Origin of the sequence: Paenibacillus sp. FSL K6-2393 (assembly GCF_038002545.1) — a bacterium.
In the GTDB taxonomy this organism is placed as follows: domain Bacteria; phylum Bacillota; class Bacilli; order Paenibacillales; family Paenibacillaceae; genus Paenibacillus.
On the sequence record NZ_JBBOCU010000001.1, the window covers coordinates 3095574 to 3120365 of the forward strand.

The window sequence follows — 24792 nt, forward strand, 5'->3', positions numbered from 1 at the left end:
ATGTCCACCTATAAAGAGTTATCTCCGTCCTTGCGGACCATTATGACCCCGGGGCCGGTTGAAGTTGATCCACGTGTTCTTAGAGCATTATCCTTTCCGATCCTGGGGCAGTTTGACCCGGAGTTCACATCCTTAATGAACGAGACGATGGCGATGCTGCGTGAGTTATTTATGACAGATAACGAGTGGTGTTATCCAGTCGATGGTACATCCCGTTCAGGCATTGAAGCTGTGTTGGTTAGTCTGATCCAGCCCGGTGACAAAGTTCTCGTTCCGATCTACGGACGATTTGGACATCTGCTGGTTGAGATCTCGGAACGCTGCGGTGCAGAGGTTGTCTTTTTTGAAACAGAATGGGGAACGGTATTTGATCCCGAAGAGGTGATCAAGGCGATTCATACCCATAAACCAAGTCTGGTTGCGATGGTTCACGGTGAGACTTCCACCGGTCAGATGCAGCCCCTTGCCGAGATTGGCAAAGCCTGTCGCGACCTTGATATCTTACTCGTCGTGGATGCTGTAGCAACCATTGGCGGGACTCCGGTGGAGACGGATGCCTGGCATCTGGATGCGGTGATGGGTGGCACGCAGAAATGCCTGTCCGTTCCTTCAGGGATGGCACCTCTCACGTACAACAGTCGTGTGGAACAGAAACTGATGAGCCGCAAAACAGTTGAACGCGGACTCCGAGATGCAACCAGTGCGCGGGCAGAAGGCCGCACCATTGCCAGCAATTATTTTGACCTGAGCCAATTGCAGGATTACTGGAGTTCAGCACGGTTGAACCACCATACGGAGGCAACCTCCATGCTCTATGGTCTTCACGAAGGCCTGCGCATACTGCTGCAAGAAGGGTTGGAGGCCAGGTTCCAGAGACATCTGGTCAATGAACGTGCGTTGGTCGCTGGAATTCAGGGAATGGGACTACAGTTGTATGGGGATATGTCCAGTAAACTTCCGGTGGTCACTTGTATCACGATTCCGGAGGGGATTGATGGTGAGTCGGTGCGCAGCATGTTGCTGAACGATTTCAGCATTGAGATTGCCAGTTCATTCGGCCCGTTGAAAGGGCAGATCTGGCGGATCGGTACAATGGGATTCAGCTGCCAACGCAAGAACGTACTTCATGTGCTAGGGGCGTTGGAAGCTGTTCTTCTCCGTCATCGTCATGTACTACCTGCCGGTGAAGCAGTGCAGGCCGCATTGGATGTGTATGCAGGGAAGGAGGGCGCTTTATGTTAAACCAGATGCCAATCTCAAGGGAGGTCATGGTCACCACTCCTCATTATCTGGCGAGTGCAGTAGGAAGCTCCATCCTCCAGCAAGGCGGGAATGCTTATGATGCGGCTATTGCGGTCAGTGCAGCACTAGGTGTGGTATATCCGCATATGACCGGACTTGGCGGGGATGCCTTCTTCCTGATTCATGACGGAGCCAGCGGTGAGATTACCGCTTATAACGGAAGTGGTCGCTCAGCAGCAGGCATTCATGCGGAGACGTTCAAAGCGATGGGCATGAGTGCGATCCCTCAGCGTGGTGTGCTTAGTGCCATCACGGTTCCGGGAGTGGTGGATGCCTGGTGGGAAGTCTGGTCCCGGTACGGGAAGTTACCGTGGGAGCAACTGCTTGAACCTGCCGCGCAGTATGCGGAAAAAGGATGCCCTGTATCCCGGAATCTCCGCCTGTGGATGGAAAGGGATGAAGATTTCATTATGGGGCATACACCGCTGCGAGCGGTATTTGCGCCTTTGGGTAGACTTTTGCAGGAGGGCGAGCTGCTGATCCAACCTGATCTTGCTGCCTCCATTCGTCTGATTCAGACGGGAGGGCGAGATGCTTTTTATACAGGAGAACTTGCGGATCGTCTGACTTCGGCTATTCGTGAGGATGGGGGCATGCTTGCACCAGCAGACTTTGCAGGGCATCGGGGCGAGTGGGTGAAACCCGTTAGCACGGAGTATCGTGGCTATGAAGTTCATCAGATGCCGCCCAACTCGCAGGGATTCTCGATGCTGATGATGTTAAATATGCTGGAGCATACGGATCTGTCCTCTGTAGCACGTACCTCACCGGAATTCTATCATCTGATGGCGGAAGTGGTGAAAAAGGCGTTTCGTGATCGTGACCGTTATCTGACGGACCCGGATTTCAGGGACATTCCGCTGGATCTTCTGTTATCCAAGAGTTACGGAGACCAATTGTGGAATGAGATTCAGTCTGCTCCACCTGTGGCACAACCGTTTTTGTCTAAAACAATAGGCCAGGACACGGCGTATGCTGCGGTTGTTGATAGCGAAGGCAATGCCGTTTCCTTCATTCAAAGCCTGTATTTTGACTTCGGTGCAGCGTATGTACCAGGGGATACGGGGGTCATTATGCAGAACCGGGGGTCGTTTTTCTCCCTAGATTCGAGAGATGCCAACGTGCTGGAACCGAACAAACGCTCATTCCACACCCTCATGCCGGGCCTTGTTACACGAGATGGCAAACCATATATGCTTGTAGGTACACAGGGGGGAGAAGGGCAGCCTCAGACACAATTATCGGTGCTTACCGGAGTGCTTGATTACGGGCTCAACATCCAGGAAGCGATCAGCCTGCCGCGTTGGGTGTACGGACGTACCTGGGGCGAAGAAGGTGATACGATGCGTGTGGAGAACCGATATCATGATGACGTATGTGCAACCCTTGCCCAGTGGGGACATAACGTTGAAGCGAGAGCGCCGTGGGACGGTATTATGGGACAGTCGCAAGGCATTGTCATTCGTGAGGACGGCATGATTAGCGGCGCCGCAGATCCCAGAGGCGATGGTATGGCTATTGGGTGGTAACAGCTACATGAACATATAAGTTCAACTAGATATTTACATGATAACAGCGATCGGAAGGTTAGTCTGTCATTGGAGTGAGAGTGTAAATATGTATGAGTTGTACTATATAGACAGACACAGATAGGGGAGATTGGCATGGGAACGATCCTGCTGAAAGGCGCACAGCTTGTGACGATGAATGCAGAAGAGGAAGTGTTCATCGGAGATCTGTTAATAGAGGATAACAAAATCAAGGAGATTGCAGCGCACATCGACGTGCAAGCTGACCAAGTCATTGATGCTCGCGGCAAAGTGTTGTTGCCAGGTTTCATCCAGACGCATATTCATCTGTGTCAGACCTTGTTCCGTGGACGTGCGGACGATCTGGAACTAATGGATTGGCTCCGTCAACGTATCTGGCCGCTGGAAGCAGCACATGACGAGGAGTCTGTATATTATTCAGCGATGCTCGGATTGGGTGAATTAATCTCCAGTGGAACCACGACCATTCTGGATATGGAGACGGTACATCACACAGACTCGGCGTTTCAGGCGATGGCACAGAGCGGCATCCGGGTCATCTCCGGCAAGGTGATGATGGATCATGGAGACGAGGTTCCGGAACCTCTGCGTGAGGATACAGCAACTTCGTTGCAACAGAGTGTGGATCTGCTGGAAAAATGGAACGGGTTTGGCGGAGGTCGCATTCAGTATGCTTTCTGTCCACGCTTCGTTGTATCGTGTACCGAAGAATTGCTGGTGGAGGTACGCGACCTGTCTAATAAATATCATGTCAAAGTCCACACCCATGCCTCCGAGAATCGTGGAGAGATCGAACTGGTAGAACACGAACGCGGGATGCGTAACATCGTATACCTCGATCATATCGGTCTGGCTACCCCAAGATTGGTGCTGGCCCACTGTGTATGGCTGAGTGAGGAAGAGAAGGAAATCATCCGCAAACGTGGTGTCAAAGTCACTCACTGTCCTGGATCAAATATGAAGCTTTCTTCCGGGGTAGCGGATATTCCGGATCTGCTGAATCGTCAGATCGCGGTTGGGATTGGTGCTGATGGTGCAGCGTGCAACAACAATCTGGATATGTTTCAGGAGATGCGCCTCACAGCGCTGATGCAGAAGATTCCTCATGGACCAACGGTGATGGATGCCCGGACCGTATTACGCATGGCTACCATGGGCGGTGCAGAGGTGCTTGGCTTGTCGAAGGAAATTGGCAGTCTCGAAGTGGGCAAAAAGGCAGATATGCTACTGCTGGATCTGGATGATTTCCACACGTATCCTTCCTATGAGACGGATGTCTATTCCCGCGTAGTGTATTCCGCAACACGCAGCTGTGTGGATACCGTTATTATTGATGGCAGCATTGTACTCAAGAATCGCAAGATTCAGACGATTGATCGTGGCATTGTGCTGCGTGAGTCGGATAAAAGCATTGCGAGATTGATGAAGCGCATCTGATCGAAGGAAGCTTATGCGATTCCAGAAAGGATGGAGACCGATATGGAAATGCATGATCTGTGTGCAATTGCAGCCCGTGATACGCGCTGCGTGCTCGCAACAGCGATCAAGGTAGAGGGTCATGCTTACCGTAAGCAGGGAGTCTCTATGCTGTTGACCGAGGATGGGCAAATGTATGGCAGTATCAGTCCGGGATGCCTGGAGAGTGATCTTCAGGCCCGGGTGAGCCATGTGCTGGATACAATGCAGATGGAATTTGCGGAGTACGACATGCGTCCCGAGGATGATCTGTCCTGGGGGGCGACGATTGGCTGTGGCGGACTTGTTGTTGTGCTGCTTGAACCTGTGTGTGGTGAACTCCGATCTACTTTGCAGAAAATGCATGCGTGTTTGCAATCCGGCTCTGCGATAGTGTTAACCCGAACATTTCAGGATGAGTATACAAGGGTTCGATATGACTGGAAACGGATTGAGCCAACAGATACCCGGCGCGAGCCGATCTTGCGTCCTTCGCTCGTCCCTCCTCATGATCGCGTGACGAACAATAATCCAGCTTCATTGCAGGTTGATGTCCAGCACAGCAGTGGGGATATCAAGCATGAACATACGGCATCAACACAACATTCTTCCGATATACCTCGCCTTACGCTTGTGCCTGAAGTGGCACCTGTTACGTCAAACGGATCTCATTCTTCCCATTTATCTGGTGATTCACAACATATCTCTGAGTCTGATGCTGAAATATTGACAAACGATAAGTTTTCAACGAATTCCTGGGACCTCCCGCAGCAACTTACTTCGCTGTACACACCTAAACCACGTCTGATTATCATCGGAGCCGGGAATGATGTTATTCCTGTTGCAAAACTCGCCCAATCCGCAGGATTCCGTGTTGTGATAGCCGATTGGCGAGAGTCCTTATGCACCTCGGAAAGGTTCCCTGAAGCTGAACTAGAAACGGGTTTCCCGCGTGAGATTATGCCTTTGTTAAACGTGCACAAAGGAGATTATTTGATTTTGATGAGTCACAACTTTCCTCGCGAACGTGAACTGCTGGAGATGTTAGTGGACTGTGAGTATACGTATCTTGGCATCATGGGTTCCAAAACACGAACAGCCCGTCTGCTGGATGGCTTACCACCGTTGAAATATGTACATTCTCCCGTTGGTTTGAGCATCGGAGCAGACGGTCCCGAACAGATCGCCATCAGTATTGCAGCGGAATTGATCGCATGTAAACATAAGGTTTCTTCCTTGAGTTCTGAGGCGCAGAAGGGGAGCGTTGCACATGCGAATGACGGGTATAGTTCTGGCAGCAGGTAAGAGTTGTCGCCTTGGTCGGGATAAACTCTCGGTTGTCATGCCAGACGGGAGGTCACTGGCTGCTTGGTCGCTGGAAGCTGCGCTGAATTCGGAGCTGGATCAAGTGGTCTGTGTAGTCAAACCGGAAGATTCATTGGCATGGCTGCCTGTAAAATGGATTGATTCAGCCGCATATGCTTACCATCCCACAGCGCGACTTCGAATTGTGGCCTGTGCAGACTATGCTTGCGGCATGGCCAATTCTCTTCATTCTGGCGTATTGTCGGCCATGGAGTACAAACCGGAGGGCATTCTCATGTTACTGGGTGATCAGCCTTTGTTAAAAACGCAGGATATTAATCGGGTGACGACAGCACTGGCTACCCACAAGCTGTGTGACTATGTCGCAGCTACCGACGGTGAGGGAGGCAAGCCGCCCGTTGCTTTTCGCTCCCATATGTTCGGACCTCTGTTGTCCTTGCATGGAGATGAGGGGGCACGCAAGATTATGCGCAGCGCTAACTATTCAGGTGTACATGTACCACTGTCTGAGACTAGTTTCTGGGATGCGGATACGGAACCGGAATTGGAACGCATTTTGAATCATGTATATGAATCGGAGCAGACAGACTCATGAACAGGAGAAGATGAAAAATTATGTTTAATTTAATGACATGAACAGGTCAGCCAGGCAGTCTGGTTGGCCTGTTTGTCTTCTTTTATCATGTGATGAAAGAGAGTCTGTGTTAGCTTTCGATAGATCATGATGCATCAAGCACAAATGGAACGCAGGTTTTATACATTTATCCAAAACGATGTAAAGGTAATTGACGTTGCTGCCGAACTCTCATATGATTTGAAGAATTATCTGGATCAGACGGTTGAATTTCCTGCCCAAGGAAGAGAGAGAAAGGGGATGCAGCGATGGTCACACCGGCATACGGTTCTGGAGCATTGCCATCGGTATGGCAGCCTGAGAACCTGCAAGAACTCCAAGCGTTAAGAAGTAGACTCAAGGGAATATGTTGTTTTACGGCAGGCGGAACATTGCTGCGAACCCAGTGGGAGGGTGGCTTGGTTCAAGCGCCTGAACACATGATTAGTCTGGCTTGTATTCCTGAAATGAGTGGTATATCTAATCGTGGAAATGAGATAGTCATTGGCGCAATGACCCGATTAAAGAAATGTGCTTCACAAGCGTTGTTGCATCAACTGCCGATCCTGCAAGAAGCGGTGAATGCAATTGCTGCCCCTTCCATTCGTAATGTGGCAACCATTGGCGGAAATATTGTGTCCGGAGTAGGCGATACGCTGCCTGCTTTGCTTGTATATGATGCGAAGCTGCACTGGTTGACGGACAGCGGAATTGAGATCCGCAGTGTGTCTTCCTGGCTTCAGGGTGGACGGGATGGCAGCCGTAATCCCGGGGATGTATTAATCTCTATTCATATCCCGATGAGACCGTCCTCTCTGCTTAATGTGGACAGTGGGCATAGGCCTGCTGTACGAGAAGTTTCCTTTTACCGCAAGTTGGGTCGACGGGAGACGTTCAGTGCATCGCTGGTGACGGTTGCGTTGTATGGAGAAATTGATTCGGATAACCGCTGGACCAAGATTGCGATTGCTGCGGGCGGGGGTTCAGGCATGGCGATGCGACTTCTGGAGTCGGAACAACAGCTTCTTGGTAGTGAAGCTACTGTCATGCAAGCGGCGACTCTTGCAACTGCTGTGGCTGCCGAATTTACGACTTATGGCGATACATTTGCAACAGAACATTATCGCAAACAGACCGCAGGCAATATGCTTGGCGCTGGGCTATGGGAGGCACTTCACGAATAAATGAATGGGATCAAGCAAAGGGGGAGAGGGATCATGCTGCTGAATCGGAAACAGAGCGGGAAACGCTGGCACTTGCGGCCAGATGGGGCACCCAAAGTAACAGGGCAGCTTCAATATCTGACGGATATGACGCTACCTGACATGATTCATGGCAGAGTATTGCGAAGCGAATATCCTTATGCTCGCATATTGTCTATAGATACTTCGGAAGCTGAGGCGTTGGATGGCGTCTATGCGGTTCTGACTTCCAAAGATGTACCTGGTCTGAATCGTTTTGGCATAGCGACCCCGGATCAGCCTGTGTTCTGCGAGGATATTGTACGTTATGTTGGGGATGCCATAGCAGCAGTTGCTGCGGATTCTCCGGAACGTGCGGCACTTGCGCTGGATGCGATTCGCGTAGAGTATGAGGAACTCGCTCCACTGAATAGTACAGACGCTGCCTTGGCTCCCGGAGCACCAGAGTTGCATGAGCATGGTCCAGGTAATGTGCTGCATCGCACGGAGATCAAACGTGGAGATACCGAGCAAGCTTTTGCCACTTGTGATCATATCGTGACTGAGACGTATTATACGCCTCGCCAGATGCATGCTTACATGGAGACAGAAGGTGGCCTGTTTGTCCCGGATGAAGAGGGAAGGCTGAATGTATACGCGGCAACGCAACATGGCTATAAAGACCGGATGCAGCTTGCGCGTATTATTGGCTGTCCTGAAGAAGATATTCGGGTGGTGTCTTCACCGATTGGTGGTTCATTTGGCGGAAAAGATGAACTCAACGTACAGCCCTATGGTGCATTACTGGCCTTGAGATGCTGGCGTCCTGTAAAAATGCATAATTCACGTAAAGAATCTGTACGTGCAGGATTGAAACGGCACCCAATGAAGATTGAAATGAAGACCGGTATGAGCCAGGAAGGTATCATCCAAGCGCATCGTGTCCGTATTACAGCAGATACGGGAGCGTATGCCACATTGGGTGCACCGGTGCTGAATTTCTGTACCGAGCATTGTCTAGGACCATACGCCATCCCTCATGTGGATGTGGAAGGTGTGTCTGTGTATACGAATAACGGACTGTCAGGTGAGTTTCGCGGATTTGGCGGGAACCAGGCGATTTTTGCCATGGAAGGCCAGATGGATCGGCTTGCGGATATCATGAACATGGACCCTTGGGAGTTCCGCAGACGTAATATGAGGGAAAAGAATGATCCCGGCCCGCTGAATCAACGCATTCTGGTCACGGATGGACTGTCCCAAGTATGGGAGGCATTGGATCGCTCCGAACTGTGGCAAAAACATCAGCAACCCCCGGCAGATCCTTCTCTGCCGCCATGGATCAAGCGTGGAGTCGGAGCAGCCATCGCCATGCACGGTGCAGGGCTGGGATACGGGATTCCGGACCCTGCGGGAGGCCGTCTGTCCCTGAATAACGAAGGAAAGATTGAGGTGGCGTTCAGCTACGAGGAATTCGGTCAAGGGCTAATTGCAACGCTGGAAATTATGTTATGTGATCTATTCCTATGCAGTACATCGGATCTCAGTATCATCATTGGAGATACGGATCGTGTGCCACACAGCGGATCAAGTACAGCTTCACGTTCAACAACGATGGCATGGATGGCTCTTCAACGACTGCAGACTCCATTTCGTTCCCGTGTTCTCGCTGTCGCGTCTGAAATGTCCGGCGTTCCGGCAGATGAACTGGTGACAGGGCCTGGTGGTATATGGCGTAAAGGCCAGCTTCCTGCCGAAAGTTCAGAAGCGGAAACACCAGAAAAGGCTGAAAGAATTGAAGTGGCTGAGATCGTTGCTGAAGGGACTGGAAGTACTCAAATTGCTGAAAGTTATTTAGGTGCATCTCAATACTTGGCGAAAGAGGAAGCCCCTTCAGGCTTAGTTATCTCGTATGCTGAACTCGCGATGCAGAGTGAAGCCGATGAATGGATTTTCGATACAAAGTTTGATTACCCAACTACGCCAGACAATGTGGTAGGCGGGCATTATTTATATACGTATGCGGCGGTTGCGGCAGAGGTGGAAGTGAATACTTTGACCGGAGAAACCAAGCTTCTTGATACACGCCATGTTGTTGCGGCAGGCCCGGTGATCAACCCTATGGGCTTTATCGGACAGATTGAAGGCGGCAGTGTCATGGCACTTGGATTCACGTTGACCGAGGATGCGGTCATGCAGGACAGCCGTTATGTAACCACTAATCTCGATACGTATCTGATCCCAACCATTCAGGATATTCATACCAATCTGGAGGTTGAAGCTATTGAAGACTTGCCCGAAGGTGATTCATTCGGCCCTAGGGGGATCGGTGAGATTGGCTCCGTAGCGCTTGCGCCGGCCATTACAGCCGCAATTCACCAGGCGACAGGTGTATGGGTTAACCGTCTTCCTGTACCGAGGGAACAACTGGTCAGACCTTTAAATGTACCTTTGCAGGAAGGAGTGAGCCCATCATGAGTAAACCACTTGAGAATCACTGGACAGCCGTTGTGAATGGCGAAGAAAAACATCTGGAGATCGCGCAAACGACCCGACTTGTCGATATGCTTCGGACTCATTTGCAACTAACGGGTACCAAAGTATCCTGCGAAGTTGGTCGCTGCGGCGCATGTATGGTTCTGATGGATGGAGAGCCCGTAAACTCCTGTCTTGTCATGGCTTATCAATGTGCAGGCAGTGACATTACGACCATTGAAGGCCTGCACGGCGAGGAGAAAGGCACTCTGCATCCGATCCAACAAGCTTTTGTGGAGGAAGGTGGCTTCCAGTGCGGCTACTGCACTCCGGGCATGGTGATCTCAACCAAGGCATTACTGGATGCACATCCTGAGCCTTCTCAAGAACAGATTGAATCGGGATTGTGCGGGAATCTGTGTCGTTGTACCGGCTACGGTGGCATTATTCGGGCGGTACGCAAGGCAGGGGAACGTTGTGCGGTAAAGGAAAAATCAGCCGAGGAAACCGTAAGTTGAGGCGGGACGCAGACATAAGCAAGGGCAATTGAAGAAACATACGTGAAAAAGCATCCGAATAGGAATGCTTTTTTTGTTGTTTATCAGTTTTTCTTTCAAGTACACATCTAATGTGAGATGAAGTTTCATACGCTAAATTGATTAGATTATGAACCGTTTTCGTCAATTATCAAGTCGGATGAGAGAAAGGAAATATAATGTTCAAAGTACTGGTACAAAAGAATTTCAAACATTCTCATTCACCATATATTTACAAAAATTGATGCGCATGCTATGTTTAAAATGAAAGCGCCATCATGAATGGGTTCATTGACATTTCATTATCATATTTCACTTGGGAAGGAAGATGGAATTGATGAAAAATTTGCTCAAAAAGGCAACCGCAATGATGCTGGCATTGGCCCTACTGATTGGATTAATGACAGCGCCCGTTCATGCAGACACACCATTGTTCACCATCGAAAGCGAAGATGCGCAGCTCACCCCGGATCTTCAAGTGGTTACTTCAATCTATGGGCAACCCAAGCCCGGATTCTCAGGTGCCGGATTTGTCTGGATGCAGAACTCTGGCACATTAACCTTCACAGTTACTGTCCCGGAAACCGGCATGTACGCGATCTCCACACGATATATGCAGGAGCTCAGTGCAGATGGCAGGTCACAAAATTTAATCGTGAATGGTGTTACGAAAGGGGCGTATATGCTGCCTTACACAACAACATGGTCAGACTTCGATTTTGGCTTTCACAAGTTGAATCAGGGTGCCAACACGATTGAGCTGAAGGCTGGCTGGGGCTTCGCGTATTTTGATACTTTTACAGTGGATCATGCTGATCTGGATCCCCTGAATGTGCAGCCAGTTCTCACTGATCCTGAAGCTACACCGGAAACTCAAATTTTGATGAATTATTTAACGGAGGTATACGGAAACAACATTATTTCTGGTCAGCAAGAGATCTATGGAGGAGGGAATGACGGAGATACAGAGCTTGAATTCGAATGGATTCATGATCTGACTGGAAAGTATCCGGCAATCCGTGGCTTTGATCTGATGAACTATAATCCGTTGTATGGTTGGGAGGACGGTACAACCGATCGCATGATTGATTGGGTGAATAACCGTGAAGGTATTGCAACAGCTTCCTGGCATATCAATGTGCCTCGTAATTTCAATACGTATGAGCTCGGGGACTTTGTGGATTGGAAAGAGGCTACCTACAAGCCAACAGAAACGAATTTTAATACAGCCAATGCGGTAATTCCCGGTACGAAAGAGCATCAATACGTGATGATGACCATTGAGGATCTGGCAGAACAACTGTTAATTTTGCAGGACAACAACGTGCCGGTTCTGTTCCGTCCATATCATGAAGCAGAAGGCAACGGCGGACTGAACGGGGAAGGTGCATGGTTCTGGTGGGCTTCGGCAGGCGCAGAAGTGTACAAAGAGCTATGGGATCTGCTTTATACCGAATTGACCGAGACGTATGGCTTGCATAATCTGATCTGGACATACAACAGCTACGTATACAGCACTTCTCCTGCCTGGTATCCGGGTGATGATCAGGTAGATCTGGTGGGATATGATAAATACAATACGATCTACAACCGTTATGACGGTTTGTCTGGCGTACCGAATGAGGATGCGATTACCTCGATTTTCTATAAGCTTGTTGAGTTGACAGGTGGTACGAAAATGGTAGCCATGACGGAGAACGACACGATTCCAAGCGTGAAAAATCTGACCGAGGAGAAATCAGGATGGCTGTACTTCTGCCCTTGGTATGGCGAGCATCTGATGAGTTCAGCTTTTAATTACCCGGCAACATTGAAAACGCTTTATCAAAGTGATTATGTCATTACGTTGGATGAGCTGCCAAATCTAAAGGTTAACAATCCCAACCCCAGTGCATCCATCACACCTGGAAACGTTGAATTTGACAAATACACACCCAATCAAAGCGATAAAACCGTAACCGTGAATGCAAACGGCAATACGCTAATTGCTCTCCGGGCAGGCAACAATGCATTGACCGCAACGACAGACTATACCTTGAACGGAAGCACATTGCTGTTGAAAAAAGCTTATCTGGCAACCCTGCCAGTTGGTGAGCATTCGATTGTTCTGGATTTTAATCAAGGTCAGGACCCTGTGTTAAAAATCAAAATTGTGGATTCAACATCGAGTACCAATGCTGTGATTTCTCCTGTGAATGCAACATTTGATAAAGCAACGAATCCCGCACAGGATATTTCCGTATCTCTCACCTTAAACGGCCGTCAGCTTACAAGCATCACAAAGGAGAATGTTACACTTGTAGCGGGTCAGAATTATACAGCATCCAGCTCTGCTGTTGTTCTGAACAAATCCTATCTTGCCACGCTTCCGCTGGGCCAGAACGTATTGACCTTTCACTTCAATGGAGGAAATGACGCTGTGCTAACGGTGAACGTCGTAGACAGCACCGTTACTGTGCCAGCAGGGGATTTGACGATTCAAGCATTTAACGGCAATACAAGTGCATCCACCAACGGCGTCTCACCCAAGTTCAAATTGGTCAACTCAGGTAATTCGGCTATTCCGTTAAGTGATGTAAAACTCCGGTATTACTATACAATTGACGGGGAAGATGCTCAGAGTTTCTGGTCCGACTGGGCCAGTATGGGCAGTGCGAATGTAACGAGTCAATTTGTTAAACTGGCGACTCCAGTTGCCGGAGCGGATCATTATCTTGAAGTGGGCTTTACAAGTGCGGCGGGATCACTGAATGCGGGCCAGAGCGCAGAGGTTCAAGCACGCTTTTCCAAAAACAATTGGTCGAATTACACACAGACTAACGATTACTCGTTCAAGGCATCCGGTAGTCAGTTCGCAAACCACGATAAGGTTACCGGGTATGTGAATGGTCAGCTGGTATGGGGAATTGAGCCCTAAGGAATAATGAACGGTTGATGGGCTGGATCAGGGGTTAAACCTCTGATTCAGCCTTTTTATGGTGTAGAAGGTGTACACCGATTAGACGGAATGTTCTTTTTCACTTCTAGTATGTGACGATGTGTCCATGTCTGTTAATATGCGATCTATTATCCTTTTCGTATGGCCCATGATTAACTGAAGAAGCACACCTGCACAACATACGGTTATCAACGTTCCAAGCCCGATCGGTCCACTGAGCAGAAACGCCAGAATTAAAAATACAAGGTAAATGAATGTTCTCGATACAAATAAGGGAGTTCGAGTGATTTCATGCAAGATTAATGTTAAGCGGTCAATCGGAATGGGTGCAAAATTGGTCTGTAAATAAATTGCCGTGCCGATACTTATGATCACTAAACCAATGACAAAAGTCATTAATTTGCTGTACCAAACTTCGGGTGTGATCAAGGAATCAGATACATAAAGCCAGATATCAATCCCCACACCAGTAATGAATGCGGTGATGAGCCCCAGAAACTCGGGTTTTTGCTGCTTCAAAAGCGAATTACATCCAATTAATAGGAAAGCAATGATGACCTCCCAGCTACCTACACTAAGTCCTACATGATGTGACAGCCCTACCAGAAGTGCATCAAACGGAGAGGTACCCAGTTCAGATTGGATGGTAAGGGAAATGCCAAGTGTTAAGATTAGAATACCTGCGACAAAAAGTACATATTTCAATTCATTCGACCTCTTTTTTAGAAATTATGTTGCAAATACAACAAAATTGAGCTAAATTCAATGTAACCCTTTTTTAGTGCATTTGCAACAAACGATTAACTTGTTAAAGGAATGTGAATATAGATGACGATTCGTATAGAGATATGTACCATTGAACATGTATGTGAACTGCAGGAGATTAGTTATGAGACGTTTAATGAAACGTTTAAAGCGCAAAATTCACCCGAAAATATGAAAGCTTATCTGGAAAAGGCGTTTAATCGGGAGCAATTGGAAACGGAACTGTCCGTTGCGGATTCACAATTTCTTTTTATTTATGTCAACCATAAAGTGGCAGGGTACATGAAGGTAAATATCAATGATGCTCAGTCTGAGAAGATGGGCGTGGAATCCCTTGAGATCGAGCGGGTGTACATCAAGAAAGAGTTCCAAAAACATGGCCTTGGTAAAGTGCTACTCCATAAAGCCATAGAGATGGCAACAGAACATCACAAAACGAATATTTGGTTAGGCGTGTGGGAGAAAAATGAAAATGCCATCGCATTTTATGAAAAGATGGGGTTTGTACAGACAGGAGCCCATGCGTTTTACATGGGAGATGAGGAACAGATTGATTTTATAATGACCAAAACGATACTGTAACTGGATCATCGAGGGGAAAGCTTGAAAGAAAAATGCTATTGAGCAGAATTCTTTCGGGCTTTTTTATGTTTTGCCAGAACCGTTGAATCATTAAATGAAGAAATCGACGAAAAAATAATACATAATAAATATTATGTAAACTTATTATTTTCGATGCCCCTCATAAGCTGCATCTATGGCTTTAGCAAAAGTTAAAGGCCTGATTAATACATAATTGACTGTATAAATTAGCTCAATAACCGTCAAGGGAGCAGGCTGATCTCAAGGATTATCATTGCAGTTTATTAGTTTATTTCTGCGTTTGGGCCGCCAGTCGAAAATCGTTTTCGTTTGTAGGCTATTAGATAGCGTTACGTTCTTAATAATCCGTATATAAGTTGTATATACCTCATGTTAAAAGAACTTTTTGCACATGAAACGGACGTGTTAATCCACCATGTTGAATTATTTAGTTTTAGAGCGGAAAATGGAAAATAAAATTAATATTTCAAGTAATAAATCAGGAGGATTGGACTCTTAAAACCAGCCGAAAAAAAAGTGAAATTGATCAAAATATTAATTGGATAAATAAGGTATAAATCGTTCGAAAGGCGCTACTACGCCTTTTATAGATCAATTTCATATGGATTTGCGATGGATTTAGTACCGCTTTCACGTTATGCTTTTGGAAATTGGAAAGGAAGTGGGAAAAATGGAACGCGAACTGGCGTTGGAAATTGTCAGAGTAACAGAATTGGCTGCGTTAGCTTCAGCACCCTGGATGGGACGAGGCGACAAGAACAGTGCAGATGAAGCGGCTACTTTGGCCATGCGCGCCATGTTCGATTCCGTGTCCATTCGCGGCACGGTGGTAATCGGTGAAGGAGAAATGGATGAAGCACCCATGTTGTACATCGGCGAGGAAGTGGGCAACGCTGAGGGGCCTGAGGTTGACGTGGCTGTAGACCCGCTCGAAGGTACAGAAATCGTAGCCAAAGGACTAAACAACGCTCTATCGGTTATTGCAGTGGCGGGAAAAGGTAACCTGCTCCACGCACCGGACATGTATATGGAGAAACTGGCGGTAGGGCCTGCACTTGTAGGCAAAGTTAGCATTGAAGACCCGGTTGAAGTCACACTGGAGAAAGCCGCTGCCGCATTGAACAAAAACATCTCGGATCTCACTGTGATGATTCTGGATCGTGTACGACATGAGAGCACAATTAAGACCCTGCGCAAGGTTGGCGTGCGGATCAAGTTCCTCAGTGACGGTGATGTTGCGGGTGCGATGGCACCGGCCTTCCCCGAGGCGGGTATTGATCTCTATGTCGGATCTGGAGGAGCGCCAGAAGGTGTGCTGGCTGCCGCAGCGCTATCTTGCCTTGGGGGTGAGATTCAAGGTCGCCTGATGCCTGCCAACGCGGACGAATTCCAGCGCTGCCTGCAGATGGGGATTGATAATCCTTACAAAGTGTTAACGATGCAGGATATGATCGGTACGGAGGACGTCATTTTTGCCGCAACAGGTGTGACACCAGGTGAGATCTTGGGAGGGGTACGGTATCTTGCGGATGATCGTGCCGAGACGGATTCGATTGTTATGCGTGCCAAAACCAAAACAATTCGGTTTATTCGTTCCCAACACTTCCTTCCTAACAAAGAAGTTCTGCACAAAGTAAGACAGCTCCAATCCACGCCAGAACCCTCGGATCGCATTCCGAGTCATGTGAAAACAATGGAACAGGCTGAATTTAGTCAATCCTCCGTTGATCTTGGCGTTACAACGACGTTGTGAGCTGAACTTTCTATTAATTGATCAAATAGGGTCAACTGAAATCGCTGTAGTGAGTTTGATAAGTACCTTGAACCCCTAAGATTAATGGGGCACGGATTCAATGAAAGTACCATCTCTGGCAAGATCATAATGAGGGCTTGGATTAACTCAAGCCCTCATTGTTTTTTTTTGTTTTAAAGCATTGACAACGGTTACATGGCATGAGAAAATGTACGCGCGTACATAAATATTGATTTTTAATTATTACATCATTAATAGGTGAGCTAGAAAGGGTTGAAATTCATGGCATCTCGTAAAGAAGTGGCTGATCTTGCGGGTGTTTCCGAGGCGACGGTCTCCCGGGTGCTTAATGGGGTAGGTCCTATTAAAGAAGAGACACGCCGCAAGGTTCTTGAAGCTTCCGAACAGTTAGGCTATGTGCCCAGCGCTCTTGCTCGCAGTTTTGCCAGAAGTAAAAGCGGGAACCTTGGCGTAGTATTGCCTTATGTTCCGAAGGCGCATCTGTTCTCGGCGTATTTTTTCTCGGAAATGCTGAGTGGGATTGGAAGCAAAGCCAGAGACAATGGCATGGACCTGCTGGTTATGTTCCGGACACCCGGTGAAGTGATGAATTATACGGATCTGTTCCGGCGTCAGAAAGTGGACGCCTGTATTATCCTTGGTGCCCGAGATGATCATGAAGAACTGGCGGCCATGCAGCAGCTTCATCAGGAAGGACACCCATTCTGTGTCATGAATCAGCATTTTGAGGGCCAATCGTTCACGGAAGTGGATGCGGATCATGTGGAAGGAAGCAGGCTTGCCATACGTCATCTTACGGATCAGGGATATCGCAAAATCGCTTTTCTCAATGGTCCGGACAGCTATTCCAACAGCCAGGAGCGAATGGAAGGTGTCCGTCTTGGCTTACAAGAAGCAGGTATGGAGCTGGACCCGAGTCTATTGCTTGAAGGGAATTATAGTAGACGGAGTGGCATTGAGGCGGCAGCGATTGTAGCAGATCGCCTACATGAGATTGATGCTGTATTTGCGGCCAATGACCGGATGGCTATTGGGGTCATGCATGGTTTGCGTGAGCGGGGAATCCGGGTGGAGGATTTTCCGGCATTTGTAGGTTATGACGACTCTGATGCCGCCGAGATGGCGGTTCCGCCGCTGAGCAGCGTCAGGGTTCCATTTTTTGAGATGGGTGAACTTGCAGCATCGAAGCTTATGCATGGGTCTGTGGGTGACACACATAAAGCGAATAACTCTGTTGTAGCGGTAACCGAATCAGCGAGAGCGTTGTTGCCTACCGAACTGATCATCCGTGCTTCTTCTATCCGTCAATAGTTTATTGGTACACATATTGAAAGACTTTTTATTATTCCAAAGGAGGAAATGACCATGTCAAATCGTCTTCGTGTCGGAATGGTTGGATACAAGTTTATGGGGAAGGCCCACAGTAATGCCTATCGCAGTCTGCCGATGTTTTTCCCGTCTGCTCCGCTGCAGCCTGAGATGTCTGTGATCTGCGGACGTAACGAGCAGGGAGTACAGGAGGCAGCGAATCAGTTCGGCTGGTCCGAAAGTGTGACTGATTGGCGTGAACTAGTGAAGCGGGATGATATCGATCTGATTGATATTAACGCACCAAGTGATGCCCATAAGGAAATTGCGTTGGAAGCGGCTCGTCAGGGCAAACATCTGTTTTGTGAGAAACCACTTGCCCTATCGCTTGCGGATTCGCGCGAGATGCTTCAGGCAGCAGAGGATGCTGGAGTCGCACATATGGTCGGGTTCAATTATCGTTTCTCACCAGCGGTGCAGTTGGCCAAAGATCTGGTGGAGAGTGGTCGACTGGGTAAAATCTATCATTTCCGTGCGTTTTTCCTTCAAGACTGGATCATGGACCCTTCGTTCCCGCTGGTATGGCGTTTGCAAAAAGAAGTAGCTGGCTCCGGTTCCCACGGGGATCTGGGCGCGCATTTAATCGACCTGGCTCGTTTCCTTGTTGGTGAATTCCAGGAAGTCATCGGCATGAGCGAAACATTTATCAAAGAACGACCACTTGCAGCAGAGATGACCGGACTGAGTGCAAAGGGCAGTTCGAATGCGGATGCACCCAAAGGAGAAGTGACCGTCGACGACGCTACGCTGTTCCTGGCACGATTCGCAGGAGGTGCGCTGGGCAGCTTCGAGGCTACACGTTTTGCAGCGGGGCATCGGAGTACAAACTCGTTTGAGATTAACGGCAGTCTCGGCAGTGTACGATTTGATTTTGAACGGATGAATGAACTGGAAGTGTATTTTACAAAGGATGAAGAGGACGTACAGGGATTCCGCCGTGTACTGGCAACCGATCCGGCACATAAATATGCTGAAGCTTGGTGGCCTGCCGGACATACGATTGGATTCGAGCACACGTTCACCCATGAAATGCTGGAGCTGGTGACAGCGATCTCTGAAGGACGACAACCATCACCGAGTTTCCACGATGGGGTCGCTTGTCAGGCTGTACTGGAAGCGGTAGAACGTTCGGTAACAGAACGGCGCTGGGTGACGCTTGAAGAGATGTGAGCAAGCAAGACAGTGACGTCAGAAATAAGGTTGAACACAACTAAACTAGGCGAAAGCGAGTGAATAAACGATGAGTAAAGCACTGATTGTATGGGGCGGCTGGGATGGACATGAACCGGAGCAGGTAGCAGCGATTTTTGAACGTATTTTGAAGGAAGAGCAGTTCGAGGTTGAAGTCTCAAATACGTTGGAGTCTTATGCGGATGCAGAGAAGCTGATGGGTCTGGATCTGATCGTGCCGTTGTGGACAATGGGACAGATTGAGCAAGAACTCGTCAATAACGTATCAGCGGCTGTTCAGAGCGGTGTGGGCTTGGCTGGTCTTCATGGCGGGATGTGTGATGCCTTCCGAAATAACGTAGACTGGCAGTTTATGACGGGTGGACAATGGGTTGCTCATCCAGGCAATGATGGTGTGGAGTACATGGTAAACATGAAGCGTGGCTCTAGCCCGTTATTGGATCATATTGAAGATTTTCAGGTAAAAAGTGAACAGTACTACCTGCACGTAGACCCGGCAGTGGAAGTGTTGGCAACAACTCGTTTCCCAGTGGTGACTGGTCCGCATGCGGCGAATGGCCCCGTAGATATGCCTGTTGTCTGGACGAAACGCTGGGGCGCAGGACGGGTATTCTACAACTCCCTGGGACACCATGCAGACATTGTAGACATGAAACCCGTGACTGAAATGATGCGCAGTGGATTCAAATGGACAGCAGCAGGTAAAGAACTTGCCAAGAGTCGAGTAAGTTCAGCAACCGAAGTGTACACAGGTATGGCGGACAACCAGAACTAATGAGATTGTAGTTTGATTGCAAACGTAACTTCAGTGTTAACCATTCATCCTCAATGGATAAACCATTTCTGATCCACGGCGAAGGGAGCCACAGGCATGAAAACAATGAAAGTAGGCATTATTGGCTGCGGTAAAATCAGCGGTATTTATATGGAAAACTGTCACCGGTTCGAGGTGCTGGAACTTGTTGCTGTTGCGGATCTTGATCGGAAACGTGCCGAAGAGCAGGCTGCTGCCTATAACGTGCCTAACGTATACAGCGTCGACGAAATCTTGGCTGATCCCGAGATTGAGCTGATCATCAACTTGACGATTCCTTCCGTTCATGCGGATGTATGCTTGCGGGCACTTGAATCTGGCAAACATGTTTATGTAGAAAAACCGCTTGCTGTTACCCGTGAAGAAGGGCAGGCCGTGCTCGAAACAGCAAAGCGTAAGGGACTGCTGGTGGGCTGCGCGCCAGAAACGTTCTTCGGTTCGGGTATCCAGACTTCACTTCAATTGGTGGAGGAAGGGGTCATCGGCAAACCGGTGGCGGCGACCGCATTTATGATGAGCCGTGGTCATGAGCACTGGCATCCCGATCCTGAGTTTTATTACGCCTCTGGTGGTGGACCAATGTTTGACATGGGTCCGTACTATCTCACGGCATTGGTTCAACTGATGGGCCCAATCAAGTCCATTGCGGGTATGACAGGTAAAGCGATGGAAGAGCGCACGATTACGAGTGAGAAAAAGAGAGGCCAGACGGTTCCCGTCGAAATTCCAACTCACGTTACCGGTCTGTTACAGTTTGAACAGGGGGCTATTGGCACACTGATTACGAGTTTTGACGTATTTGGCGGAAGTACATTGCCACCGATTGAGATATATGGCACGCACGGTACATTACAGGTGCCTGACCCCAATACCTTTGGCGGTCCCGTTCGTTACCGTTTGTTAGGTGAGCATGAATGGACGGAAGTTCCGCTTCTCCCAGGGTATCAGGAAAATACACGCGGGATTGGTGTGGCAGATATGGCCTATGCAGCTAATAGCGGACGTGCACACCGGGCAAGTGGGGAACTGGCATACCATGTTCTTGAGGCCATGTGGGCATTCCATGATTCATCAGATGAACAGACATTCTACCAGATGAAAAGTTCATGTCAGCGCCCGGCTGCGTTGCCGGTGGACCTGCCATTGTATACATTGGATAAATAAGATAGCCATCATGGCTTATGTCATGATAAATAGCCCCTTTTCCTTTGAACAAGGAAAGGGGCTATTTTTTATTAAATCAAAAAAATTGGGATAAACAGCGATTGGAAGGTTGTTCTGTCATCGGAATGACCAGTGTAAATATTCTTTAGTTCAACTTATATAACCAATTAAGGCTCAAATCCCGCCTGACTGATCCAGATTTCATCCTCGGCAAAATAGTCTTTCATCCGCTGAACCACAGTCTGATACGCATCTGGATGATACCAGTGCTCCATCCCTACTTGCTGATAGAGCGACTCCATACCGAGTCGACGGGTGCGCTTGCCCTCGCTACCATCACCCATGAAATAATCGTCAATGCATACACGCTGAACCAGAGGTCTCAAGATGGCTGCAAACTGTTCACTGCTGGGTAATACGGGAGCAATCGCAACCTGCGTGGGTATTCCGGCATCCCGCAACTGTTCCAATGCACGTAAGCGACCTGCAATCGGGGGAGCGGAAGGACTGAAATGCTTGCGCATATCGTCCAGATCCGTCTCCACCGTCATGCTGACCCGAACCCGGTCACCTAACTTCTGTAGCAGATCTATATCTCGGGTAACGAGTGGGCTGCGGGTCTGGACTAATACGAAATCAGGAGGATACTGCACCATCGTTTCAAGCAATGAACGCGTGATACACTCCTTGTATTCGGCGGGTTGATACGGGTCTGTACTGGATGACATGAACAGAGTGACTTTCCCTTTCATTAAGGCACGCTGCAATTCTTTGGCGAATATTCGAGAAGCCTCCTGTTTCACATCCACCCAACTCCCCCAATCCTCTTTACGAAATAAGGAGACAGGCATCTGTCTGACATAACAATAGGAACAACCAAAGGCGCAGCCTGTGTAAGGATTCAGTGTATGTGTATATCCATTAAGGAACCCTGTCCCCTTGTTGAGTAACGTTTTGGGTACTTTGTAAGTAAGATTCGTCTTCATAAGTTCTCATGCCTTTCGCGGTAGTGTGCAGGTGTGAGACCTGTGTGTTTGCGAAATACAGTAATGAAATAAGCTGAGTTAGGTATACCGACATGGCGGCCAATCTCGGTGACGGTGTGTCTGGTATGTTCAAGCAGCTTCCGGGCTTCGGTGATTCGTTTTTCCTGTATATATTGAACCGGTGTGCGGCCTGTAATTCGCTTGAACACACGATGCAGATGATAAGGACTGCCATGACTTACAGTGGCAAGGACATCCAAGGTTAGAGGTTCGGCGTAATGATGTTCGATGTAATCCGTGATTCCGTATATCCACTCCTGATCAGGTACCCGCTCGCCTGTTGGTTTACAACGTTTGCAGGGTCTGAACTTTCGCGCCAATGCTTCTTCAACATGTTGAAATATCAGCACATTTTCAGCTTTGGGTGCTCTGGACTTACAGGAAGGTCGGCAAAAGATCCCCGTTGTCTGCACACCGTAAAAGAACGTTCCATCATAAGAATTATCGTTGTGGATGATGGCATGCCAGTATTTTTCATCTATAGAATTAGGCAGTATGCGATCTTGATCTGGACTTTCCACGGTGATCACCTCATCTCTAATTATACCCCTGATTCCAAGGGATGGACGAAGTTTCAACTTAAAAAGCAAGATATCAATATCTGGGATAAAGTACCTTCCTTCAATCTGAACGAAATATGAGCTACAATATACAGGATGGTATAAAGGTTATATAGGTTCAACTAAAACTTTCTACACGAGAACGGAGAGGACAGAAATAACGTGAAGAAGCGAAGCGTTCGCCTTTATCCCCGGATTTACCCCATTATAAAAGGAATCAAAAAAATCTGGGGATAACAGCGATCGGAAGGTTGTTCTGTCATCGGAGTGGTAAGTGTAAATATTCTTTAGTTGAACTCATATAGAACTCAAATGAAATTTATAGATGAAAGAGGTAGGTAAGCATGGTTCGTTTTGGCGTAGTGGGTACCAACTGGATTACAGAAAGGCTTCTTGAAGCCGCAGCACAGGTTGAAGGTTTTAAATTAACCGCCGTGTATTCAAGAACTGAAGATAAGGCTAATGCATTCGCAGATAAATATGATGTTGAACACCGCTTCACCGATCTGGAAGAGTTGGCGGCAAGTGATGTGATTGATGCAGTCTACATTGCAACACCGAATACGGTTCATGCAGAGCAGGCTGAGCTTTTTCTGAGAAACGGTAAACACGTATTGTGCGAGAAACCTCTGGCTGCAAATAGCGCCGAAGTTCGGAGTATTATCGATACAGCACGAGAACATCAGGTTCTGCTCATGGAAGCGATGAAATCTACTCTTGTTCCCCAGTTCAAAATGGTGCAGTCTAACCTGCATAAAATCGGTCCTGTCCGCAAATACGTAGCAGGATACTCTCAGTATTCTTCGCGTTACGACAAGTACAAAGAAGGCATCGTCCTGAACGCGTTCAAACCTGAACTCGCTAATGGGGCGTTAATGGATCTCGGTGTGTATTGTCTCTATCCATTGATTACATTGTTCGGTGCACCTAACCGGGTTCAGTCCCAAGCGATGATGCTGGAATCCGGCGTGGATGGACAAGGCAGTGTGCTGCTGGACTATGATGGGATGGATGCGGTCGTTACATACTCCAAAATCTCCAACTCTCATGTACCAAGCGAAATTATGGGGGAACTGGGCAGCATCATCATTGACAAGATTGGCTCACCGGAACATGCAGAGATACGTTACAATGACGGTACGGTGGAGCAGCTCACAGTCGAACAATCCCATCCGGCGATGTATTATGAAGTGGAGGAGTTCGTGAATCTGGTTCAGGAAGGCAAAAAGGAGTCTGACATGAACACATATGAACGCTCCTATGTTACGATGCAGGTCATGGATCAGATTCGGAAGCAGATTGGGCTTGTGTTCCCTAACGATTGATTCAAGCGCAGGAAAGGAAGCTGAGACGAGATGAGTAGAGATGAGCAGAGCAACAGTAGAGAGTGTCAGAAGAACAGCCGAGAAGATCAGGAGTTCAATGATTCTGGTGGTTTGGAAATGAAACAAATTGTTTTCATAGGAAGAACCTTCGAGGAATATATGAAGATGTTCAACCTGACTGTGGAGGATCTTACAGGCAAGTCCATTCTGGATTGTCCAGGTGGAGCGTGTTCGTTCAGTAGCCAGGCGCGCAAGTTGGGTGCTGATCCCGTGGCCGTGGATATGGCCTACAAATACGAGATCGACGAGCTTGAAGTAAAGGGATTTCAGGACATTGAGCATACGATGAAACAGATGGAACCGGTGCAAGGCATATATGTGTGGGATCAATTTGGATCAATCCAGGGGTTAAAGGAAGAGCGAACTCGTGCCATTACAGATTGCGTCGCAGATATGAGAATGTTTCCTGACCGTTATGTGGCGTCTGTGCTCCCGAATCTACCCTTTGCGGATGAACAATTCGATCTGACGTTATCCGCCCATTTCCTGTTTACGTATGCGGATCGATTGGAGGTTGATTTTCATCTTGCAACCGTGATGGAACTACTGCGTGTGAGCAAACGAGAAGTTCGCATTTTTCCAACAGTGGATCTGTCTGGCGAACGTTACAAACACATGGATGAATTAAAATTAATACTCGAAGAGCTTGGGTACACGGTATCCGAAGAACCAACAGCATATGAGTTTCAACGGAACGCTCACACCATGCTTCAAATTGTTAAACATAATCGAACAAGATAGGAGGT

Annotated in this window: 20 protein-coding genes; 17 read left to right on the forward strand and 3 right to left on the reverse strand. The window is 48.2% G+C overall.

Going from position 1 to position 24792, the window contains the following annotated elements; translation table 11 throughout:
* From MHI14_RS13840 to MHI14_RS13880, 9 genes are all read left to right on the forward strand, one after another.
* A complete protein-coding gene (locus MHI14_RS13840) occupies positions 1-1242 on the forward strand; it encodes a pyridoxal-phosphate-dependent aminotransferase family protein (RefSeq protein ID WP_341130545.1) in 1242 nt (413 codons plus the stop codon).
* Positions 1236-2831, forward strand: coding sequence for a gamma-glutamyltransferase (gene ggt, locus MHI14_RS13845; RefSeq protein WP_341130546.1), 1596 nt, complete (start codon positions 1236-1238; stop codon positions 2829-2831). The genes MHI14_RS13840 and ggt overlap by 7 nt, the downstream gene beginning before the upstream one ends.
* A gap of 135 nt (positions 2832-2966) precedes the next feature.
* Positions 2967-4289 carry a 5'-deoxyadenosine deaminase gene (locus tag MHI14_RS13850; protein WP_036613764.1) on the forward strand — a complete coding sequence of 441 codons (1323 nt, stop codon included), beginning with the start codon at positions 2967-2969 and terminating at the stop codon, positions 4287-4289.
* Between the two features lie 30 nt (positions 4290-4319).
* A complete protein-coding gene (locus MHI14_RS13855) occupies positions 4320-5612 on the forward strand; it encodes an XdhC family protein (RefSeq protein ID WP_341130547.1) in 1293 nt (430 codons plus the stop codon).
* A complete protein-coding gene (locus MHI14_RS13860; RefSeq protein ID WP_341130548.1) occupies positions 5584-6228 on the forward strand; it encodes a nucleotidyltransferase family protein in 645 nt (214 codons plus the stop codon). Before MHI14_RS13855 ends, MHI14_RS13860 begins: the two co-directional genes overlap by 29 nt.
* A 287-nt stretch (positions 6229-6515) precedes the next feature.
* Positions 6516-7430 (forward strand): FAD binding domain-containing protein, encoded by a 915-nt coding sequence (locus tag MHI14_RS13865; protein WP_091029548.1) that lies wholly within the window; start codon positions 6516-6518, stop codon positions 7428-7430.
* A 33-nt stretch (positions 7431-7463) separates the two neighbouring features.
* A complete protein-coding gene (locus tag MHI14_RS13870) occupies positions 7464-9905 on the forward strand; it encodes a molybdopterin cofactor-binding domain-containing protein (RefSeq protein WP_341130549.1) in 2442 nt (813 codons plus the stop codon).
* On the forward strand, positions 9902-10420 hold the full coding sequence (locus tag MHI14_RS13875) for a (2Fe-2S)-binding protein (protein WP_341130550.1): 519 nt from the start codon (positions 9902-9904) through the stop codon (positions 10418-10420). Before MHI14_RS13870 ends, MHI14_RS13875 begins: the two co-directional genes overlap by 4 nt.
* A gap of 355 nt (positions 10421-10775) precedes the next feature.
* Positions 10776-13355: a X2-like carbohydrate binding domain-containing protein gene (locus MHI14_RS13880; protein ID WP_341130551.1), complete on the forward strand. Its 2580-nt coding sequence runs from the start codon at positions 10776-10778 to the stop codon at positions 13353-13355.
* A gap of 81 nt (positions 13356-13436) precedes the next feature.
* Here MHI14_RS13880 and MHI14_RS13885 read toward each other — a convergent pair whose 3' ends face one another.
* Positions 13437-14081, reverse strand: a complete 645-nt coding sequence (locus MHI14_RS13885; RefSeq protein ID WP_133385130.1) for a YczE/YyaS/YitT family protein — start codon at positions 14079-14081, stop codon at positions 13437-13439.
* 123 nt (positions 14082-14204) lie between these two features.
* Here MHI14_RS13885 and MHI14_RS13890 point away from each other — a divergent pair, with 123 nt between their 5' ends.
* From MHI14_RS13890 to MHI14_RS13915, 6 genes are all read left to right on the forward strand, one after another.
* Positions 14205-14723 carry a GNAT family N-acetyltransferase gene (locus MHI14_RS13890; RefSeq protein ID WP_340905020.1) on the forward strand — a complete coding sequence of 173 codons (519 nt, stop codon included), beginning with the start codon at positions 14205-14207 and terminating at the stop codon, positions 14721-14723.
* A gap of 691 nt (positions 14724-15414) precedes the next feature.
* A complete protein-coding gene (glpX, locus tag MHI14_RS13895; RefSeq protein ID WP_091029562.1) occupies positions 15415-16497 on the forward strand; it encodes a class II fructose-bisphosphatase in 1083 nt (360 codons plus the stop codon).
* 282 nt (positions 16498-16779) lie between these two features.
* A complete protein-coding gene (locus MHI14_RS13900) occupies positions 16780-17829 on the forward strand; it encodes a LacI family DNA-binding transcriptional regulator (RefSeq protein WP_133385128.1) in 1050 nt (349 codons plus the stop codon).
* A gap of 54 nt (positions 17830-17883) precedes the next feature.
* On the forward strand, positions 17884-19056 hold the full coding sequence (locus MHI14_RS13905) for a Gfo/Idh/MocA family protein (RefSeq protein ID WP_036613779.1): 1173 nt from the start codon (positions 17884-17886) through the stop codon (positions 19054-19056).
* Positions 19057-19126: 70 nt separating this feature from the next.
* Positions 19127-19852 carry a ThuA domain-containing protein gene (locus tag MHI14_RS13910; protein ID WP_076217226.1) on the forward strand — a complete coding sequence of 242 codons (726 nt, stop codon included), beginning with the start codon at positions 19127-19129 and terminating at the stop codon, positions 19850-19852.
* A gap of 96 nt (positions 19853-19948) precedes the next feature.
* Entirely contained in the window at positions 19949-21055 is a 1107-nt protein-coding gene (locus MHI14_RS13915; RefSeq protein WP_133385126.1) for a Gfo/Idh/MocA family protein, read from the forward strand.
* Positions 21056-21222: 167 nt separating this feature from the next.
* Here the strand turns inward: MHI14_RS13915 and MHI14_RS13920 are convergent, their stop codons facing one another.
* The gene (locus MHI14_RS13920) at positions 21223-22041 is read right to left on the reverse strand and encodes an SPL family radical SAM protein (protein WP_341130552.1); all 819 of its coding nucleotides are present in this window, start codon (positions 22039-22041) and stop codon (positions 21223-21225) included.
* Positions 22038-22622 (reverse strand): bifunctional transcriptional activator/DNA repair enzyme AdaA, encoded by a 585-nt coding sequence (locus tag MHI14_RS13925; RefSeq protein WP_341130553.1) that lies wholly within the window; start codon positions 22620-22622, stop codon positions 22038-22040. Before MHI14_RS13925 ends, MHI14_RS13920 begins: the two co-directional genes overlap by 4 nt.
* Positions 22623-23005: 383 nt before the next feature.
* Here MHI14_RS13925 and MHI14_RS13930 point away from each other — a divergent pair, with 383 nt between their 5' ends.
* Both MHI14_RS13930 and MHI14_RS13935 read left to right on the forward strand, forming a co-directional pair.
* Positions 23006-23986: a Gfo/Idh/MocA family protein gene (locus MHI14_RS13930; protein WP_341130554.1), complete on the forward strand. Its 981-nt coding sequence runs from the start codon at positions 23006-23008 to the stop codon at positions 23984-23986.
* 30 nt (positions 23987-24016) lie between these two features.
* Entirely contained in the window at positions 24017-24787 is a 771-nt protein-coding gene (locus tag MHI14_RS13935) for an SAM-dependent methyltransferase (protein ID WP_445670339.1), read from the forward strand.
* The last annotated feature ends 5 nt before the right edge of the window (positions 24788-24792 follow it).

Bases quoted from the DNA above. Each gene is read 5' to 3' on its own strand.
- MHI14_RS13915 (WP_133385126.1), top strand. From the start codon at position 19,949: ATGAAAACAATGAAAGTAGGCATTATTGGCTGCGGTAAAATCAGCGGT.
- MHI14_RS13880 (WP_341130551.1), top strand. From the start codon at position 10,776: ATGAAAAATTTGCTCAAAAAGGCAACCGCAATGATGCTGGCATTGGCC.
- MHI14_RS13860 (WP_341130548.1), top strand. From the start codon at position 5,584: ATGACGGGTATAGTTCTGGCAGCAGGTAAGAGTTGTCGCCTTGGTCGG.
- MHI14_RS13875 (WP_341130550.1), top strand. From the start codon at position 9,902: ATGAGTAAACCACTTGAGAATCACTGGACAGCCGTTGTGAATGGCGAA.
- ggt (WP_341130546.1), top strand. From the start codon at position 1,236: ATGTTAAACCAGATGCCAATCTCAAGGGAGGTCATGGTCACCACTCCT.
- MHI14_RS13905 (WP_036613779.1), top strand. From the start codon at position 17,884: ATGTCAAATCGTCTTCGTGTCGGAATGGTTGGATACAAGTTTATGGGG.
- MHI14_RS13890 (WP_340905020.1), top strand. From the start codon at position 14,205: ATGACGATTCGTATAGAGATATGTACCATTGAACATGTATGTGAACTG.
- MHI14_RS13840 (WP_341130545.1), top strand. From the start codon at position 1: ATGTCCACCTATAAAGAGTTATCTCCGTCCTTGCGGACCATTATGACC.
- MHI14_RS13910 (WP_076217226.1), top strand. From the start codon at position 19,127: ATGAGTAAAGCACTGATTGTATGGGGCGGCTGGGATGGACATGAACCG.
- glpX (WP_091029562.1), top strand. From the start codon at position 15,415: ATGGAACGCGAACTGGCGTTGGAAATTGTCAGAGTAACAGAATTGGCT.
- MHI14_RS13870 (WP_341130549.1), top strand. From the start codon at position 7,464: ATGCTGCTGAATCGGAAACAGAGCGGGAAACGCTGGCACTTGCGGCCA.
- MHI14_RS13920 (WP_341130552.1), bottom strand. From the start codon at position 22,041: ATGAAGACGAATCTTACTTACAAAGTACCCAAAACGTTACTCAACAAG.
- MHI14_RS13855 (WP_341130547.1), top strand. From the start codon at position 4,320: ATGGAGACCGATATGGAAATGCATGATCTGTGTGCAATTGCAGCCCGT.
- MHI14_RS13865 (WP_091029548.1), top strand. From the start codon at position 6,516: ATGGTCACACCGGCATACGGTTCTGGAGCATTGCCATCGGTATGGCAG.
- MHI14_RS13900 (WP_133385128.1), top strand. From the start codon at position 16,780: ATGGCATCTCGTAAAGAAGTGGCTGATCTTGCGGGTGTTTCCGAGGCG.
- MHI14_RS13930 (WP_341130554.1), top strand. From the start codon at position 23,006: ATGGTTCGTTTTGGCGTAGTGGGTACCAACTGGATTACAGAAAGGCTT.
- MHI14_RS13850 (WP_036613764.1), top strand. From the start codon at position 2,967: ATGGGAACGATCCTGCTGAAAGGCGCACAGCTTGTGACGATGAATGCA.
- MHI14_RS13935 (WP_445670339.1), top strand. From the start codon at position 24,017: ATGAGTAGAGATGAGCAGAGCAACAGTAGAGAGTGTCAGAAGAACAGC.